The 18,282-nt window shown below is 47.6% G+C and carries 16 protein-coding genes; 12 read left to right on the forward strand and 4 right to left on the reverse strand.

The window, feature by feature from the left end:
• Positions 1-68 precede the first annotated feature (68 nt).
• Positions 69-1,064 (forward strand): aldo/keto reductase, encoded by a 996-nt coding sequence (locus C1N53_RS03865; RefSeq protein WP_137758071.1) that lies wholly within the window; start codon positions 69-71, stop codon positions 1,062-1,064.
• Positions 1,065-1,104: 40 nt separating this feature from the next.
• On the forward strand, positions 1,105-2,352 hold the full coding sequence (locus C1N53_RS03870; protein WP_137758072.1) for an FAD-binding protein: 1,248 nt from the start codon (positions 1,105-1,107) through the stop codon (positions 2,350-2,352).
• A 72-nt stretch (positions 2,353-2,424) separates the two neighbouring features.
• On the opposite strand, the gene C1N53_RS03875 is transcribed toward C1N53_RS03870, so the two are convergent.
• Positions 2,425-3,630 (reverse strand): GAF domain-containing sensor histidine kinase, encoded by a 1,206-nt coding sequence (locus C1N53_RS03875; RefSeq protein WP_137758073.1) that lies wholly within the window; start codon positions 3,628-3,630, stop codon positions 2,425-2,427.
• Between the two features lie 637 nt (positions 3,631-4,267).
• Between C1N53_RS03875 and C1N53_RS22750 the strand changes: the two genes are divergently transcribed.
• Positions 4,268-4,411 (forward strand): hypothetical protein, encoded by a 144-nt coding sequence (locus C1N53_RS22750; RefSeq protein ID WP_240773376.1) that lies wholly within the window; start codon positions 4,268-4,270, stop codon positions 4,409-4,411.
• A 154-nt stretch (positions 4,412-4,565) separates the two neighbouring features.
• Positions 4,566-5,312: a DUF72 domain-containing protein gene (locus C1N53_RS03885; RefSeq protein WP_168193951.1), complete on the forward strand. Its 747-nt coding sequence runs from the start codon at positions 4,566-4,568 to the stop codon at positions 5,310-5,312.
• A gap of 429 nt (positions 5,313-5,741) precedes the next feature.
• On the opposite strand, the gene C1N53_RS03890 is transcribed toward C1N53_RS03885, so the two are convergent.
• Complete coding sequence (locus C1N53_RS03890) at positions 5,742-6,581, reverse strand: SDR family oxidoreductase (RefSeq protein ID WP_137758075.1); 840 nt, start codon at positions 6,579-6,581, stop codon at positions 5,742-5,744.
• Positions 6,582-6,667: 86 nt separating this feature from the next.
• Positions 6,668-7,612 (reverse strand): AraC family transcriptional regulator, encoded by a 945-nt coding sequence (locus C1N53_RS03895; RefSeq protein WP_137758076.1) that lies wholly within the window; start codon positions 7,610-7,612, stop codon positions 6,668-6,670.
• Positions 7,613-8,008: 396 nt separating this feature from the next.
• Here C1N53_RS03895 and C1N53_RS03900 point away from each other — a divergent pair, with 396 nt between their 5' ends.
• Positions 8,009-8,677, forward strand: a complete 669-nt coding sequence (locus tag C1N53_RS03900) for an NAD(P)H-binding protein (protein WP_137758077.1) — start codon at positions 8,009-8,011, stop codon at positions 8,675-8,677.
• Positions 8,678-8,758: 81 nt separating this feature from the next.
• Here C1N53_RS03900 and C1N53_RS03905 read toward each other — a convergent pair whose 3' ends face one another.
• Entirely contained in the window at positions 8,759-9,787 is a 1,029-nt protein-coding gene (locus tag C1N53_RS03905; RefSeq protein WP_137758078.1) for a COX15/CtaA family protein, read from the reverse strand.
• Positions 9,788-9,970: 183 nt separating this feature from the next.
• Between C1N53_RS03905 and C1N53_RS03910 the strand changes: the two genes are divergently transcribed.
• The 7 genes from C1N53_RS03910 (at position 9,971) to C1N53_RS03940 (ending at position 18,261) form a co-directional block, all read left to right on the forward strand.
• On the forward strand, positions 9,971-10,951 hold the full coding sequence (locus C1N53_RS03910; protein WP_371415965.1) for a zinc-binding dehydrogenase: 981 nt from the start codon (positions 9,971-9,973) through the stop codon (positions 10,949-10,951).
• Positions 10,952-11,313: 362 nt separating this feature from the next.
• Positions 11,314-12,252, forward strand: a complete 939-nt coding sequence (locus C1N53_RS03915) for a hypothetical protein (RefSeq protein WP_137758080.1) — start codon at positions 11,314-11,316, stop codon at positions 12,250-12,252.
• Between the two features lie 4 nt (positions 12,253-12,256).
• Positions 12,257-13,801, forward strand: coding sequence for a phosphatase PAP2 family protein (locus tag C1N53_RS03920; protein WP_137758081.1), 1,545 nt, complete (start codon positions 12,257-12,259; stop codon positions 13,799-13,801).
• A gap of 274 nt (positions 13,802-14,075) precedes the next feature.
• Positions 14,076-14,672 carry a TetR/AcrR family transcriptional regulator gene (locus C1N53_RS03925; RefSeq protein ID WP_137758082.1) on the forward strand — a complete coding sequence of 199 codons (597 nt, stop codon included), beginning with the start codon at positions 14,076-14,078 and terminating at the stop codon, positions 14,670-14,672.
• Positions 14,673-14,931: 259 nt separating this feature from the next.
• Positions 14,932-16,173: an aminotransferase class I/II-fold pyridoxal phosphate-dependent enzyme gene (locus C1N53_RS03930; protein ID WP_137758083.1), complete on the forward strand. Its 1,242-nt coding sequence runs from the start codon at positions 14,932-14,934 to the stop codon at positions 16,171-16,173.
• Complete coding sequence (locus C1N53_RS03935; protein WP_137758084.1) at positions 16,151-17,272, forward strand: hypothetical protein; 1,122 nt, start codon at positions 16,151-16,153, stop codon at positions 17,270-17,272. The genes C1N53_RS03930 and C1N53_RS03935 overlap by 23 nt, the downstream gene beginning before the upstream one ends.
• Positions 17,269-18,261, forward strand: a complete 993-nt coding sequence (locus tag C1N53_RS03940) for an NAD(P)-dependent oxidoreductase (protein WP_137758085.1) — start codon at positions 17,269-17,271, stop codon at positions 18,259-18,261. The genes C1N53_RS03935 and C1N53_RS03940 overlap by 4 nt, the downstream gene beginning before the upstream one ends.
• Positions 18,262-18,282 lie beyond the last annotated feature (21 nt).

The following is an 18,282-nucleotide window of genomic DNA, read 5'->3' on the forward strand; positions in this document are numbered from 1 at the left end:
AAGCGTACACGTGCTAAAGCTGTGTAGGCTAACGGAGGTATAACAGCAATATAAGAAAAACAACAACTATGGAATTAAGAAGATTAGGAAAATCTGATGTAATGGTTACTCCTATGGCCTTTGGTGCCTGGGCTATTGGTGGATGGATGTGGGGCGGTGCCGAAGAGCAGGCAGCCATACGTGCAATAAAAGCTGCTTTTGATGCAGGTATTACCACCATTGATACGGCTCCCGTGTATGGTTTTGGCCGCAGCGAAGAGTTAGTCGGAAATGCCATGGCAGGTGTGCCGCGCGATCAGTATCAGATCTTAACAAAGTTTGGCATGAACTGGCTAACGGAGCAGGGGGAGTATTTCTTCGACTCTGTGGACAACGACGGGAAACCTTTCCGCATGTACAAGTGGGCTTCTAAAGAGAAGATTATGCAGGAGTGCGAAACCAGCCTGCGCCTGCTTAAAACAGATTACATCGATCTTTACCAGATCCACTGGCCGGATGCCACCACACCTGTGAGTGAAACATTTGAGGCTGTGCAGCGCCTGATAGAGCAGGGAAAAGTAAGAGCCGCAGGGGTGTGCAACTATAGCGTTGAGCTTGTAGCGGAGGCGCTGGATACTATACAGCTGGCTTCGAACCAGGTGCCTTACTCTATGATTAACCGTGGAATCGAAAATGATGTGGTGCCACAGGCGCTGGAAAGAGGGTTGGGCATTATACCTTACAGCCCGCTGCAAAGAGGTTTGCTAACAGGTAAGATTAAGCCGGGCCATCAGTTCAACGAAGGCGATACCCGCGAAGGAAACCAGTTCTATACAGATGAGAACATCCGCCGCACCCATGCGCTGCTGGAAGAGATAAAACCAATTGCTGAAAAAAATAATGCGACACTGGCACAGCTGGCTGTGAACTGGACCATGAACCGCCCGGGAGTAGCCTGTGTGCTGGTGGGAGCCCGCGACGAACAACAGGTGAAAGACAATGCAGGGGCCATGAGTTTTACATTGTCGGATGAGGAGCTGAGTACTATTACCGCTGCCGCCGATAAGTTTACGCTGGCTTCTTAAGCACCAGTTCCGTATCTGTTTCATCCCTAATGAATAGAACATGAACTGGGCCGGAAATATACAGTACAGCACCGATCGCATACATTATCCTTTTACAGTTGAGGATGTACAGGAAATAGTAAGGCAGTGCCGTAGGATTAGTGCATTAGGCTCCCGCCATTCTTTTAACAGCATTGCCGACAATACGGAAAACCTGCTTTCCCTGAAGGAGATGAACAAGGTGGTGGCCCTTGATACGGCGGCACATACCGTAACGGTGGAGGGAGGCATGCGCTATGGGGAACTAGCTCCTTACCTGCAGGAGAAGGGCTATGCCTTGCCTAATCTGGCCTCTCTACCGCATATTTCTATTGTGGGTGCCTGTGCTACGGCCACACATGGTTCCGGTGTGAAAAACGGTAGCCTGGCAACAGCTGTTTCGGCGCTGGAAATCGTAAATGCTGCCGGTGACCTTGTAACTTTGTCAAGGCAAAATGAAGCAAGCCTTTTTCAGGGGGCTGTTGTGCATCTGGGAGCCCTGGGTATCGTTACAAAAATAACGCTCGACCTGCAGCCTGGCTTTAGCGTACGGCAGGTGGTATACCGCAACATGCCGATGGCTGCCCTGGAAACGGATTTCACAGCCATCATGGCGGCCGGCTACAGTGTCAGCCTGTTTACCACCTGGCAAAACAAGACAATCAACCAGGTCTGGATTAAGAGCCTGGACGATACAACGGCTGCGGCTATGCCTGAGTTTTATGGTGCTACTCCAGCCGAAGACCACATGCATCCGCTGGAAGAGTTGTCCGCTGAAAATGCAACAGCGCAATTGGGTATACCCGGATACTGGTACGAAAGGCTGCCGCACTTCAGAATGGGTTTCCAGCCCAGTGCAGGAAAAGAGCTGCAGTCGGAGTATTTTGTGCCGCTGGAGCATGCGTATGAAGCCATGATGGCGCTTGAAAAGCTGCACGGGAAAGTATCGCCTTATCTCTTTGTTTCAGAAATCAGGACTATAGCGGCCGATGAGCTCTGGATGAGCCCTTTTTACAAAAGGGATTGTGTGGCTTTTCACTTTACCTGGAAGCAGGAGTGGGAGGCAGTACAAAAACTGCTTCCGCTTATAGAAGCGCAGCTGGCACCTTTTCATGCCATTCCGCACTGGGGCAAGTTGTTTACCATGGCTCCAGCTGTGTTGCAGGCCAGTTATGAAAAATTGCCTGACTTTAAAGCGCTGGTTCATGCGTTTGACGCGCAGGGGAAATTCAGGAATGCCTTCTTAGAGAACTGCCTGTATGCAGGCTGATGCTGAGATATATTTTGGAACAAGTTAAAAGGAAGGCTGCAGATACAAAGTACTGCAGCCTTTTTTTTGCTACTACTTAACCGGCAGTTTAATCTCGAAGGTGGTGCCTTTGCCGGGTATGGAATGTATGTGCCAGGAACCTTGCATGATATCAATCAGGTACTTCACCAGCGGTAATCCAAAGCCATAACCACGTTCTCCGGTAGTGCCGTCGGTAGAGGAGGCGTTACCGTTTAAAATATCTTCTAAACCTTCCTGGGTTAAGCCAACACCGGTATCGCTAACAGAAATGTGAAGCGTTTTGGCATCTTCTTCTACTTCCAGTTCTAACTGGACTGAAACCTGACCGCCGGCAGGTGTAAATTTGATAGCATTTGAAATCAGGTTACCTGTTATCTGCAGCAGTTTGTTTTTAGGAAAAGGAGCAACCCCGTTTTTTTGACCTGTCTGCACACTAAAAAGCACCTCTTTGTTTTTAGCCTGTGGCAGATACAGTTTTTCAAGCTTATCTTTAAACACGAGCAGGTTTAACTGATGCTCTTCGAGTTGCTGCTGTTCGGCTGCTTTATGTTCAGCGTTTAAAATTTCATCGGCCAGTTCGAGCAGCGAAGTGCTGCTTTTCTGGATAAGCCTCACAAACTCCAGAATTTCGTCCAGTTGATTTTTATCGCCTTTTTGGCTGATATACTGCGCCAAACCAATAATGCCTCCCAACGGACCACGAATATCATGTGCGACACGTTTTTTTGTTTCTTTAGCTTCTTTCAGGCTGTATTGCAGCGACTGAATCGCCTGATGTGCCATCAGCCGGTTTACAATTTCAGCGGCAATTACTTTCAGAAGCTCTACTTTCTCCGGACTTAATATCTTCGTGCTCTTGTCCAGCACGCACAAAGCCCCAATGCTATGGCCTTTTTTGGTTTTCAGCGGAATTCCGAAATAGAAGCTTAGCTTAGGCTCGTCCAGCACATAAGATTTGTCTTTAAACCGCTCATCCAGTTTAAGGTCGTGCACTTCAAACTGTTCAGTTTCCATGATGGTGTACTGGCAGATAGATTCTTCCCTGGGTATCTGGCTCACTTCAAGTCCATGGCCCGATATAGTCCACTGCGTAAAAGAATCGATGAGGTTAAGCAGCGAAATTTCCGTACCAGCCACACTGGCGGCTAATTTCGTCAGATCCTTAAAAGTGTTGTTCAGGTTTGAATAATCTAAATCAAGTTCGGCAAGCTCTAAAACCCGGCTTAACTCGTTTTTTGGGATTGGTGGATGATGCATACTTTTATTCAGAAAAATCTTAAGCAAATCTATAACATAAAATTGAATTATTTCAATAAAGTGAAATCAATTCAATATTTAATCAGTATCATTCAAATAAGAGTGTTATAAATGGTATATAGGCGCGTTAATACTAAAAATGAGGTTATAACTTTGTTTTTTAGAATGTATTAGTGCCTTCTTCTAAACTTTATTTAAATAGCAGTTTTGCATTATTAATTGTCGTTTGCCCGAAATAGTTCATGCTATATGACCTTTACCTTTGTTTATAACTTATAAGGAGTATAGCTGCTGCCAAGGAGATGCAGTAATGCCCCTGTTCAGAAAGCTGCCAACAAACAGGTTTATCTGAAGTTTACGATGACCGAAGAAGTTAACGTGTCCCCGGTATTATAACCGAACCGATTGGCGTATGGCAAAGCAAAAAGGGTAGAGAAATATTTAGCCAAGGACTATTACAGGTGAACGGTCTCCTTTTGGGCAATATATTGGTAACTTACCGGTGCCGACGGGTGGGAGCAGGAAAAGCCACACCACTACTACAATGTAGGCACTACCTCCGGCAACTGGTACAAAGGTAAACTGGACGAGGCTGGTATACCTGTTTCAACTATGTGCGACGGAACGCCTAAAGGATATGCTTTTATACAGGCGCGCCAATATTCCCACCAAACTGGAACCAGGAGAACACACCATCGAAGTAAAAGCCACTGATATGTTCGGCAGAACTTTTACCCAAAAGTCCAGCTATAGGATTGAAGCTGCCAGAGCAGTGCAGTAGGAAATTTCTCAAACACCGCAGCTCCTTTTTTTAAAGCTGGTTTGGTGCTGCCTCTTTTGTAACAGATGGGTTGCCTTTTCTTACAGTTTGTGGAGAAGAAGAGGCAAACCATCTGGCCTTTTTGCAGTATATGAGTTTCTGTAACCCTGGACTTATGTATGAACACCCGAATTTACATATTGGCACATCCGGCTGGAGTTATCGTTGGCAGGAGGTGTTATATCCCCCCGAACTAAAGTCAGCGGATTTCCTGGCACACTATGCTACCCGCTTTAATGCGACAGAGATAAACAGTAGCTTTTATCATTTTACAATGGCTAAAACCATCGAAAAATGGATAGTCCAGACGCCGCCCCACTTTAAGTTCGCCCCGAAGCTTCACCAGGAAATAACGCATAAACGCAAATTTCAGGACATAGAAGAACCCCTGCAAAAGTTTATGTCCAGGTACCTGCTTATGGGCGACCGGCTAGGTCCGGTGTTGGTTCAGATTGCGGGTAGTTTCCGGTTCGATAAACTGGTGGCAGAAAGTTTCTTCCGGACATTGCGCGACCTCTACCCTAAACAGACTTTTGCCCTGGAAGCCCGGCATGTGTCCTGGTTTACAGAAGATTCCCTGGATATGCTAAGGGAATACAGCATAACTACCGTGCTAGCAAGCGCTGGCAAGCGTTTCCCGGGCACAGAAGCGACCACCACCAACACTGCTTACCTTCGTTTGCACGGCGATGAGAAATTGTATGCCTCCGCTTATTCTGATGATAAGCTTGAACGCTATGCTTTTATGGTAAAAGACTGGCTGGAAGATGGCAAAGAAGTTTGGGTATTCTTTAACAATACCATTGTAGGAAATGCGGTACTGGATGCAGACAAACTCCGCAACCTGATTGGTGCTTTGTAAGTGGAGAAGCAAGCTTTGTCCGTGGCTGCCCATACCTGCTTCACATATTCCTACATTATTGAAGCTATAGCTTGTGTTCGCTTACTGGATAAGGAGCACAGCAACTTATCTATGAAAAATTAATTGAAAAAGTAAAAGATGGCCACTCAACAATCAATCTACAGTTTCCGAAATTGCTTATAATTTAGGTTTTGAACGTTCGAAATCGTTAAAAAAGTTGTTAAAACAGACCTAAAATATCACCACTGGAGTTTTGGTGCTCGTTCAACTGAAAATTTCTACCTCCAACAATGGGTGGTAAGTAGTTGGGCTTCTTTCATCTGTAAACTTTCCGCTGCAAAAGATGCTGTCTTCTATAACTTCAGCTCTAATACAATACAACCAGACGTGAAGGGACTGGTTGTATTGCAGAAGATGCAGGTATCTTAGTTAAAAATCAGTTGATCTGCTCACGCTCTCCAATGCGGCCAGGTCATGCTGTACTGCTTCAATTTTACTGTGGGCCATACCGAATGAATCAGAACCCAGGAATAGGTGCAACGGACGATTTTCCATTTCTGCCACACGGATGAATGCTGCGGCTGCCTTTTCAGGGTCGCCGGGCTGGTTGCCAATAATCTGGTCATTATGGATAACTTCCAGGTCACGGGCCTCTTTGTACTCAGCAATAGGGGCGGCTGCCGTGCGGAGCGAACCTTCAAGCAGGAAATTAGTTTTAAAATACCCCGGATAAACGATAGTGGCCGTTATACCCAAAGATTTGGCTTCTGCTGAAAGGGCTTCGGTAAAACCCGCTACTGCAAATTTGGTCGCATTATAAATACCCCAGCCGGGGAAAGTGCCTAAAAAGCCAGCAATGGAGGAGACATTAAAGAATGCCCCTGATCTTTTTTGACGGAAATGCGGCATGACGTTCCGGATTACATTGAGCGAGCCAAATACATTGACATCAAAATTTTTACGGGCCTCCTCATCGGTCAGCTCCTCCAAAGTGCCCAGCTGGCCGTAGCCAGCATTATTCACCACTACATCTATGCCTCCCAACTTGGCAACAATCTCGGCCACTGCCTCAGCCACGCTTTCGTTACTGGTTAAGTTAACCTGAAGCGGAAGAAAATCATCGCCAGTCTCACCCACTTCCGTGCGCAGGGCACCTGCTTCCCGTGACGTAGCAGCTACTTTGTAACCTTCATTTAGTAAGCGCTTTACTAAAGAAAGTCCTAATCCCTTTGAGGCTCCTGTAACGAGCCATACTTTCTGTGTTTTCATCTTTATGATCATTTACTTGTACAGTACAAAGTTGATCATAATGCTCCTGCCCCTTCTTATTCAAATCAGAGGGATATTTGTGAGTTTCAAACATGAGCATGCATTAAGGCCCTTTTTCGAAACGCAGACGGTGAAATGTTTGCCTTCTTCCTGAAAAATGATGTAAACGCCGCCTGACCAGAGAAACCCAGCCCGAAACTTATTTTATTAATTTCCCAGTCGGTTTGTACCAGCAAAGACTTCGCCTCGTGTAATAGCCGGTCCTGTATGTGTTGTCTCAATGTTTTTCCGGTTTGGTTCCGGACCAGAGAATTAAGGTAATTAGGATGTATATGCAGCTCGTCTGCAAACTCTGCTGCTGTTTTTAACCTAACAGTTGAATCGGGTTCCTGCACCTGAAATGCGGACTCAAGAAGTGATAAAAAGCGGTAAATATGACCATAGCCTTCGGGTGCTGGAGTTCTAACCCGTGCTTTGCCTGCTCGCTGGCTTTCCAGCAGCAACATCTGTAACTGTAGAAGGATAGCCTGCTTTTTGTCGTTACCTTCTGAACGATCTTCCTGGTACATGATTTCAAAGTAACCATTGATCTTAGCAGATTGCTCTTCCGTCAACTGGATAACGGCCTTGTCTGTTTCGAAACCTGGGTACTGCCTGAACAGGTGCAGGACGTGGTCTGCCTCCATCCCAAAATAGTGGGGATGGATAAGGCAAAAATGGCCACCGGTTTCCTCAGAAGTAGTTTGCCAAGACATGATCTCATCTGGATGCAGAAATGCGATCTCGTTCGGCCCCATATCATACTTGTGTAAACCAATGGTAAGGATACCTGTGCCCGAGGTCATGTGAAAGATCTTATAGAATTTCCGGCGATGAGGCGAGATATAATCTTTTACCGGGTAGTTATAGCGGTTCTCAATAATGAAATATTTAGAATCGATAGGAAAATGTTCCACATTCAGCAGTGGTTCTTTGTAGCTGTCGGCCGCAAAAGTCTCCATTTCGACGCGCGGAATTGTTAAGTTCTCCATGCTTACGGGTAAATTACAGGCTGAGGATAGGAACGAAGTTAATAAGAAAATTACATTGATCCATGCTGTTTACTTCATCAAATCCTGAGCTTCCACCATATACCTCCGGTTCAGTAGGGCTCTACATCAGCCTTTATCAAAGCATATGACATGAACACAGACCTGGCAAGTATAACAGGCGGGAGGCTGAGCATTGGTGGAGCAGCTGGTGAAACATTAACTTAAAACCATCCTCGTATCCATGTGCTCTTCAACAACGTAGGTGGCATTATTGCCGACAGGCGCATGACAGAAGACTGACTTGAGATAGCTTTCCAGATAAATCATTTGTCGGGTTTTATGCTCACCTGCCTGCTGCTTTTGGAATAAATTTAATTGCATCTAAAAACATTAACTATGAAAACAGCACTCGTGATTGGCGCAACAGGTTTAGTTGGGAAGCAGCTCGTGCAGCAGCTGCTCACAGATGAACGCTTCGGCAAAGTAATCGCTTTTAGCAGGCGATCACTGGATATAGCGAACAGCAAACTGGAGGAACACCTCATTAACTTTGATGAGCCAGATGAATGGCAGCACCTGGTAAAGGGAGATGTACTTTTCTCTACGCTCGGCACCACGCTAAAACAGGCTGGCGGACAGAATGAGCAGTACAAGGTAGATTACTATTACCAATACAAATTTGCGGAAGCAGCTGCTCAGAATGGTGTGCCCACCTATGTGCTGGTATCCTCTTCAGGTGCCAGTCCCGATTCACTTCTTTTTTACTCCCGCATGAAAGGAACGCTGGAGGAAGCCGTGAAGAAGCTGAATTTTGAAAGCATACATATCATACAGCCGGGACTCCTGCACGGCGACCGCAAAGACAGCCGCTTTGGCGAAGAACTGGCTTATAAAGTGATGCATTTTTTAGACAAAGTGGGCGTGGCCGGTAAGTTTAGACCTTACGAGGATAAGGTAGTGGCACAGGCCATGATCAACGCTGCCGTGTCGGCACAGCCGGGTGTGCATACCCATAACCTGGGCCAGGTATTTGAACTGGCAGAGCGGGTGCATATGGAGCGTTAGGCAGATCCTGTCAGGGCAGGAATCATTCCCGAAAGGGAGCTGATCTAGGCAGCTTAGGCCCTGCCCGCTATTACGTGCAGGCTAATAGGGCTTTACCCGCAACTGGTGCACAGCCAGTACAGCCAGGGCGAACAAGGCAACGGCCACCAACTGGTGTAGCACGCCCAGGAGAAGCGGTACGGAGAGTAGTAAGGTTGTGATGCCCAGCAGCACCTGCACAAATCCGGTGAGCAACAGCAACTGAACTATAGTACGGGTAGTGGCCGGAATAATACTGCGGCCTGCTCTGTACCAGAGCAGAATCACCAGCCCAAGAGCCACGAGAGCGAACCAGCGGTGTATAAATTGTACTATCGTACCATTGTTCAGAAAATTGCTCCAGCTAAGATAGCCCGTTTGATGTGAAGGAAAAAGCTCGCCCTGCATCAGGGGGTAGGTGTTATAGTAAAAGCCTGATTTAAGTCCCGCCACAAAAGCACCCAGAATTATCTGAACAATAACCGCCAGCAGCACCAGCCGTGACAGGCCTCCAAGCTGCAAAGCGGAGGTAGAGCGTTTGGTGGCGGGAGCCACAATATCCGCTACTGTCCAGAGAATCACCCCGATCAGTAGCAGGGCCAGGCAGAGGTGCGTTGCCAGGCGGTAGTGGCTTACACGCGGTATATCCACTAATCCGCTTTTCACCATAATCCAGCCCATGAGCCCCTGCCCCATGCCCAGCAACAGGATGAGGAGCAGCCTTTTCACCAGCCAGCCGGAGAGCTGTTTGCGTAGCAGGAAGTAGAGAAAAGGCAGGATAAAGACAAAGCCGATGATGCGGCCCAGCAGTCGGTGCAGGTATTCCCACCAGAAAATGTTTTTAAATCCTGCCAGTGTCATGTCGTTGTTCAGTTTCTGGTACTCAGGGAACTGCTTATACTTTTCAAAAGTCAGCAGCCACTCGGCTTCAGAAAGAGGAGGGAGTGTGCCCGATAGCAGGTTCCATTCCACAATAGAGAGTCCGGAGCCGGTCATGCGGGTAATGCCCCCGATCACCATCATTGCCACAATCAGCAGCACCCCCGTCAGGAGCCACAGTACAACCGGTAAGATATATGTCTTCTTTTGCATGTCTTCTTAAAAAGGCAAAAATCCCTACTTCTGCCCCGGCAGCAGATGATAAAAGCTTTTCAAGAAAATGATATTGGTCAGTTTCCCCCTAACCAATTCCTCTCCCTGCACGTTCTGCTGGGGTAAACAAGCCGCTATAGCTTATGTTAAAACGCCAGGTATACCGCAGGTTCCATCAACAAGCTGCAGCTACAAGCGGAAACGCTGGGGCCGCCAAAGGCAGATGAAGTATGCGTACAGGTGCGCACCATAGGGCTTAACTTTGCTGATATCTTTGCCATGCAGGGCCTCTACAGTGCCACCCCAGCCGGATCGTTTATCCCGGGACTGGAGTATGCCGGGGAAATTATAGCGGTAGGCGGGGCGGTAGAAGAGTGGAAGGTGGGCGATAAGGTGATGGGGGTTACCCGGTTTGGCGGTTATGTGTCGCACCTCAACAGTCACCACCGGTATGTAATTCCGCTGCCTGAAGGCTGGAGTTTTGAAGAGGGAGCCGGTTTCCTGGTGCAGGGGCTCACCGCGTATTATGCGCTTACGGCCCTGGGCAACCTGCAGCGGGGGATGACGGTGCTCATTCACAGTGCGGCCGGAGGTGTAGGAATTCTGGCTAACCGCATCTGTCAGAAGTTTGGCGCTTATACCATTGGCACAGTAGGACAGGCGGGCAAGGTAGATTTTCTGCGGCAACAGGAGGCATACGATGCCGTTATCCTGCGCGACCGGAACTTCCCTCGCACACTGAAAGAGGCTTTGGGAGATAAGCCGCTGCAACTGATCATGGAATGTATTGGTGGCAAGGTGCTGGAGCAGGGGTGGAAAGCAATGGCACCCATGGGACGCATGGTCGTGTACGGCAATGCCAGTTTCAGCAGCCACAGTTCCAGACCGGATTACCCGAGCCTGTTCTGGCGATACCTGAAACGCCCTAAAATAGATCCACTCCGCTTACCTGCCGAAAACAAATCGCTGATGGGTTTTAACCTGATCTACCTGTACGAGCAGACAGATATGATGCACCAACTCCTGCAAGAACTGCAGGACTTACAACTGCAGCCCCCGCACATTGGCCATGTGTATCAGTTCGAAGACATGCAAAAGGCAATCTACCTGTTTCAGCGGGGCAAATCGGTGGACAAGGTAGTCGTGCAGGTAGAGCAGGCGTAATCCCACCATAGGATCTATACTTGCCTGTGCTTCTGATGGTAATTATAAAATTGAATTATTTGATGTTGTAACTGTAATTAAAAAATTATTGCTTTTTTCTTTGCTATAGCTGCCATGCCTTTACAGATCCACTTTCAGGATAAAAAAAATATACCTAAAAGTTTTTGAAATTTCATACAAGTCATTATTTTTCAGAAACTTTTAAAAGTATGTAAGTGGTTACTTTTTTTGTAAAGTTTTGAGTGTTCTCTTTTGAGTCGGGTTTAAAACCTTATTTCCTTCTTCTGAAAGGCTTATGTCAGTAAGCCAGGTAGTGCTTTAAATATATTGATTTCCGGGTTTTTACAATTATTCTGTTGCGTATGATGAAACACTTTTACCCCATCATTTCCTGCTGTATTGCTTCCTGCCTTGGCTTTCTCCCGCTTGTGTCTCGTGCGCAGACAGAGCAGGATGCCCTGATGATGGGAGAGCAAAAGCTTTGTGTGGCCGCCACCGTAAACTATCAAAGCTGGACCAGCTACTGGGAAGGCACTTTCCAGCGGGAGAACGAAAACCTGGGCCGTGTTTCCACCCGGTCAGCTGCGCTGATGCTGAACTATGGCCTCGTGAAAAACCTGAATCTGCTGGCCTCCTTACCTTATGTAAGAACAGCGGCAAGTGCAGGTACGCTCATGGGCATGGAAGGCTTTCAGGATGTAAGCCTGGCTCTGAAGTGGCGTGCCATCAGGATGCAGGCCAATAAAACCACGCTTTCTGTTTTTGCGATAGGCGGTTTCGCTACGCCCTCTAACCGTTACAATATCGATTTGCTGCCGATGAGCATCGGGTTGGGAAGCCAGGTGTTAAGTGGCAGGCTGATAGCAGATGTGCAGGTAAACAGGTTTACGGCCACCGTTTCCGGTGCTTACCTGTACCGGAACAATGTAAAGGTAGACCGTTCTGCCTATTATACCGATCGCCAGATAAATTCACACGAAGTGCAGATGCCAAATGCAGGAAATTTTCAGTTCCGCACCGGCTACCGCACCCGTCATGTAATTGCTGAAGCCTTTGTAGACAACATGACCACCTTCGGTGGGTTCGATATCCGAAAGAACGATATGCCTTTTGTCAGCAACCGGATGAACGGCACCAAAGTGGGGTTGGAAGGCAAGTATTACCTGCATCAGCTTCCTGCGCTGGGTTTGCATGCCGGAGGCTGGCATACCCTGGCTGGGCGCAACGTGGGAAAGGCGACAGGCTTCATGGCTGGAGTTGATTATGTGATTGATTTTACTTCTAAACCAGCAAAACTGTAGGTGTATGAAAAAGCGTTTTACCTTTATTGTTACCGGCTTAAGCCTTTGCCTGCTGGTAGCCTGCGACAAAGATATCGTAGAAAGCAACGCCGGTTATCAGGCACTGCAACCAGCTGTTACCGACGCACAGGCCGGTAACTGGACACCTGTTATCGTTTCATCTGCTGCTGAATTTCCTTTGCCTGCCCCGCAGCCGACCACTTCCGCTGCCTATCAGCAGGAGCTGAAAGAGCTGAAGGCCATGAGATCTTCTTTAACAGAAGAGCAGCAGCGTGTTATAAACTACTGGAAAGTTGGAAGCGTGTTAAGGTGGAATGAAATTATGCGGGAACTGGTGGCAAAGCACAACCTGCCTCCTTACCAGAACGGCGATAACACGTATCCGGTACCAAGTGCTGCCAATCCCTTTGCTTATCCCACGTTTCCGTTTTCTAATCCGCCGTATGCTGCCCGTGCTTATGCCTATGTAAGTGTGGCGCAGTATGATGCCCTGGTGATGGCGCATCATTTTAAGGAAGTATATAAGCGTGCCGCCCCATATAAAGTAGATGCTGCCATTCAACCGGCTATTCCTAAAAGCGAGCTGGCTGCTTACCCTTCCGAAGATGCTGTTGTTGCCGGTGTCACACTGGAAATGATGAAGCTGCTTTTCCCGGCAGACAGAGCTTATATAGACAGGCTGGTGGAGGAGGAAAAGAATTACCGCTTATGGAGTGGTGCCAATGTCAGAAGTGATGTGGTGGCAGGCGATTCTTTAGGCCGGTGGGTAGCCCGCAAAATAATTCAAAGAGCTAAAACAGATGGCATGGGCGCCGCAGGCGGTAACGCAGAACTCTGGACAAAACTGGAAGATGAATGCAAGGCAAAAGGCGAAACTCCCTGGTATTCACTTGAAACACCGAAGCGCCCGCCTATGCTGCCTTTGTTCGGTAACGTAAAACCTTTGTTGTTTGAAAGCGCGGCAGTGGCTTCTTTAAGGCCTGGTCCGCCTCCGGGGGCAACTTCTAAAAAAATGCGGGAAGAACTGGATGAGGTGCTGCAGTATACCCGCAACCCCACCCGTGAGCAAATGCGCATTGTAAACTTCTGGGCCGATGGCGTAGGCACGTATACTCCTCCGGGGCACTGGAATGCCATAGCCACAGAAGAGTTTGTGAAGAAGAATTACAGCGAAGTAAGGTGGGCAAGAAACTATGCGTTGTTGAATGCCGCTTTAATGGATGCTGCAATTATGTGCTGGAACACCAAGTATCATTATTTTAACGCTCGTCCCTGCCAGTTAGATCCCAGGATTAAAACCTTGACAGGCGTACCCAATTTCCCAGCGTATATATCAGGCCATTCTACTTTTAGTGGGGCTGCTGCCACCGTTCTAAGTTACCTGGTGCCCGAAAAAGCAGGGGAATTTAAGCTGATGGCACAGGAAGCATCTAACTCACGTTTGTTCGGAGGTATACACTATCGCTCAGATTGTGAGTCTGGTTTGGAAACAGGTAATAAAGTTGGCCGTTATGCCATACTGCGTGCCCAGACAGATGGCGCAGATTAACCAGTCAGCAGAATGCTGGTTCTAAAGCAGGCGCTCGAAAGGCCTCGCGGTAATTTCAGAATCCGCGAGGCCTTTTATGTAAATATCCGGTTTTGCTGTATTTCCTCCCCTCAAAAGAGTTACTTCCTCCAATTATTACGTTAACTCTAATTCCTAATTCCTAATTCCTAATTCTTAATTCCAACCTGCGCCTGCCCCTTCAAATTTTTTTGAACAGGAAAACACATCCTATGTAAATTATACTTAATTTTGGACCGTAAAACGAATTTGGTCTATGAAACTAGATGATAAGGAGGAAGGTATCCGGGATGAGGTTCTGTGTAAAGCACAGAAGCTGTTTAAACGTTTTGGATGGGCTAAAACCACAATGGAAGACATAGCCAAAGCTGCAGGCAAGGGCAAAAGCACCCTTTACTACTACTATAAGAGTAAAGAGGAAATCTTTGATGCCGTCGTGACCAGGGAGATGGAAGAAGTCTTCCGGATCACGAAGGAGGAAGTAGACAAGAAGCAAACGGCGGAGGAGAAGCTAAGGGCTTTTTCGGTTACGAAATTTCATATCCTGCAGCATAAGGAAAACCTTTGCGGGGTGGTACGCGGCGATATTCAGGCAAACATCCAGCATCTCCTGGAGCTAAACCGGAGGTTTGAGCTTCGTGAAATAACCCTGGTGCGCAGCATACTGCGGTTCGGTCTGGAAAACGGTGAATTCGGTCATTTTAAAACGGCTGATACCGATGCTGTAGCCTTTGCCATGGTATGTGCTTTCCGGGGAGTGGAAATAGGGTTGCTGGTAGAAAACAAGGTGATCGACTTCGAAAGCAGAATGGATGTTATCCATGATATTCTGATGCATGGTCTGAAAGCTTAGTTTCATTAGGAAGCCTTGCAGCGAGTAACGATTTGCGGGCAGAGACGCTGAAAATCCAAGATTAGTTCTTTAAGTTATGAACTAAAAAAAATATTCAGGAAAAGTATATGTTATGATAACATTATTTTTTTACCTTTGCTTCGAATGAAATACGCTTCTGGTCTATAAGTATTTTTATATGCACATGGAAAAGAAGTTAACAATTAATTAAATTTAAAATAATAATAATTATATTGTTATTATTTAACAACATATTGAAATGGGCAATCTACTTCGAGAAAAATTAATAGCCCGTGAGAAAAGCGCTGCATATCAGGCTGCTGAGAGGGCCATGGCTCAGGATGCTTATCCTTATTTCAGATCTATCTCCTCGGCTCAGGATACAGAAGTTGTCATTGATGGCAAGAAGGTGTTGATGTTTGGTTCTAATGCCTATTTAGGATTGACAAATCATCCCAAAGTTAAAGAGGCGGCCATAAAAGCCATTGATGTGTATGGCACCGGCTGTGCCGGCTCCCGCTTTCTAAACGGAACACTGGACATTCACCTGGAGCTGGAAGAACGGCTGGCCCAGTATGTCGGGAAAGATGCGGCGCTTGTGTTCAGTACTGGTTTCCAGGTTAACTTGGGGGTTATCTCCAGCCTGACGGGGCGCAACGATTACATTCTGCTGGATGAGTATAATCATGCCTCTATTATTGATGGCAGCCGCTTGTCTTTTTCTAAAGTGCTGAAATACCGGCACAACGACATGCAGGACCTGGAGCAGAAGCTGAGCAGGCTGCCTGCCGATGCTATTAAGCTGATCGTGGTAGACGGTGTGTTTAGTATGGAAGGCGATATTGTAAAGTTGCCGGAACTGGTGGCACTGGCCGAGCGCTATGGAGGCAGCATTATGGTAGACGATGCACACGGTTTGGGTGTGATAGGGGAGGGGGGAGCTGGAACTGCTTCTCATTTCGGGCTGACAGACAAGGTAGACCTGATTATGGGTACTTTCAGTAAGTCGCTTGCCTCTCTCGGTGGCTTTATTGCCAGCGATTACGATACAATCCAGTACCTGAAACACCATGCACGCTCCCTGATCTTTAGTGCCAGCATGTCTCCTTCGTCGGTGGCCAGTACCCTGGCTGCGTTGGAAATAATACAATCGGAGCCGGAGCGGATAGAAAGGCTATGGGCCAATACCCGCTATGCCACGCAATTGTTAAGGTCGGCCGGGCTGGAGTTAGGGCCAACCGAAACGCCTATCATACCGGTTTACATCCGCGACAACGATAAAACATTTCAGGTAACGAAACTGCTGCAGGATAACGGCATTTTCGTGAACCCGGTGGTAGCACCGGCTGTGCCTGCCGACTCTACCCTTATACGACTTTCTGTGATGGCGACCCATACTTTTAGCCAGATAGAAGAGGCGGTTGCCAAGATAGCGGATGCTTTTAAATCCCTGCATATAAATACGACGGCGGCAGCATATGAAACAAGTATTACCCGTTAAAACAAAACAGCAGTTAAAAGCATTTATAGACTTCCCGCACGAACTCTATAAGCATGATCCGTTTTATGTGCCGGAGCTGCACATAGCGCAAAGGGACCTGCTGACTGCTGGAAAACACCCTTTCCATGAGCACTCCTCGCTGCAGCTGTTCCTGGCTTACCAGGACGATAAAATCGTGGGGCGGGTAGCGGCTATTCTTAACAATAATCACAATGCCTTTAACCATACCGAGGATGGCTTCTTTGGCTTTTTTGATTGCGTAGAGGACGGAGAGGTAGCGGCCATGCTGTTCCAGGAAGTGCACCAGTGGCTGGTAGCTAAAGGGGCCAAAACCATTATTGGTCCGGTTAACTTCTCTACCAACGAAACCTGCGGCCTGCTGATAGAAGGCTACGACAGTTCCCCGGTAGCCATGATGCCTTATAATTATGCCTACTATACGCAACTGCTCGAAAAGCTGGGTTTTCAGAAAAAAGTAGACCTGCTGGCATACCAGTTCCTGGCCGGCAACTTTAACGACAAACCTTACAAGTTGTCGCAGTTGCTGCAGAAGCGCTTGGAGCAAAAGGGAATTACGATCCGGCCGATCAACATGAAGAACTACCAGGAGGAAGCGGCCAGGCTGCGGGAAGTATACAATGCTGCCTGGGATAAGAACCTGGGGTTTGTGCCCATGACACCCAAAGAGTTTGATTACCTGGCCAAAGACCTGAAAATGATCCTGGACCCGGATTTTTGTATGGTGGCTGAGCATGAAGGGAAACTGGTGGGCTTTTCGCTGGCGATACCGGATATCAACCAGATCCTGAAAAAAATTAAAAAAGGACGCTTGCTGCCAACAGGTATATTTAAGCTGCTCCTGCTGAAAAAGAAAATTAATGCGGTGCGCATTATTGCCTTAGGTGTGGTAGAGGGTTATCGCAAGCTGGGCATCGAAGCCTGCTTTTATGGCTCCGTGATACAAAAGGGACAGGAGAAAGGACTGGTGATGGCAGAAGCTTCCTGGATACTGGAAGATAATGTCATGATGAACCAGGCGCTTGTAAAAATGGAGGCGAAGCCTTATAAGAAATACAGGATTTACGAGAAAGCGATATGAAGGAACGGGTACTGATAACGGGGGCAAGCGGTTTTGTAGGCTATCACCTGATTGAAGCTGCGCTGCAGGCAGGACTGGAAGTGTATGCTGCGGTGCGCGCGAGCAGTGAGGTAGCACACCTCCAACCTTTCCCGATTCAGTATACCTCGCTCGACTTCGCTGATACAGCATCGCTCCAGAAAGAACTGGAGGAAAAGCAATACACTTACATTGTTCATGCAGCAGGCGCCACCAAGGCCAAACATGAACAGGATTATGTCCGGATAAATGCCGAGTATACCCGCAACCTGGGTATGGCCGCATCGAGGGCAGCTATTCCGCTGAAGAAGTTTGTGCTTATCAGCAGCCTGGCTGCACTGGGCCCTATTGCCTATAACGAAATCAGGCCGATACAGGACGAACACAAGGCACAGCCGGTAACAGCTTATGGTAAAAGCAAGCTGCTGGCAGAGCAGTACCTTTCCGAAATAAAGGAATTGCCCCTGGTGGTGTTGCGGCCAACCGCAGTATATGGGCCGCGCGAGAAAGATATTTTTATCATCCTGAAAACACTGAACCTGGGGCTGGAGCCTTACATCAGTGACAAGCCGCAGTGGCTGAGCTTTGTGTATGTAAAGGATCTGGCCAAGGCTGTGATGCAGGCTTTAGGCACAGAGGTAAAAGGAGTAAGCTATAATGTATCGGATGGCAACAGCTACGACCGCTACCAGCTGGCCACCATTACCAAACGCATCCTGGGCCGGAAATCGGTTAAGGTGCATGTGCCTGTGCGGATGGCAACGCTTATCGCCAACCTGCTGGAGGCGGTATATGCCTCGAGCCATAAAATGCCGGCACTGAATAAAGAAAAGCTGAGCGAACTGACAGCGGAAAACTGGAACTGCAGCATAGAGCGCATACGCAAAGACCTGGGTTTTGTACCAGAATACGACCTGGAAAAGGGACTGTCGCAAACCCTGCAGTGGTACAAAGAAAACAAGTGGTTATAAAACAGAATTACAACAATTTAG

Source organism: Pontibacter sp. SGAir0037 (assembly GCF_005491705.1).
In the GTDB taxonomy this organism is placed as follows: Bacteria; Bacteroidota; Bacteroidia; order Cytophagales; family Hymenobacteraceae; genus Pontibacter.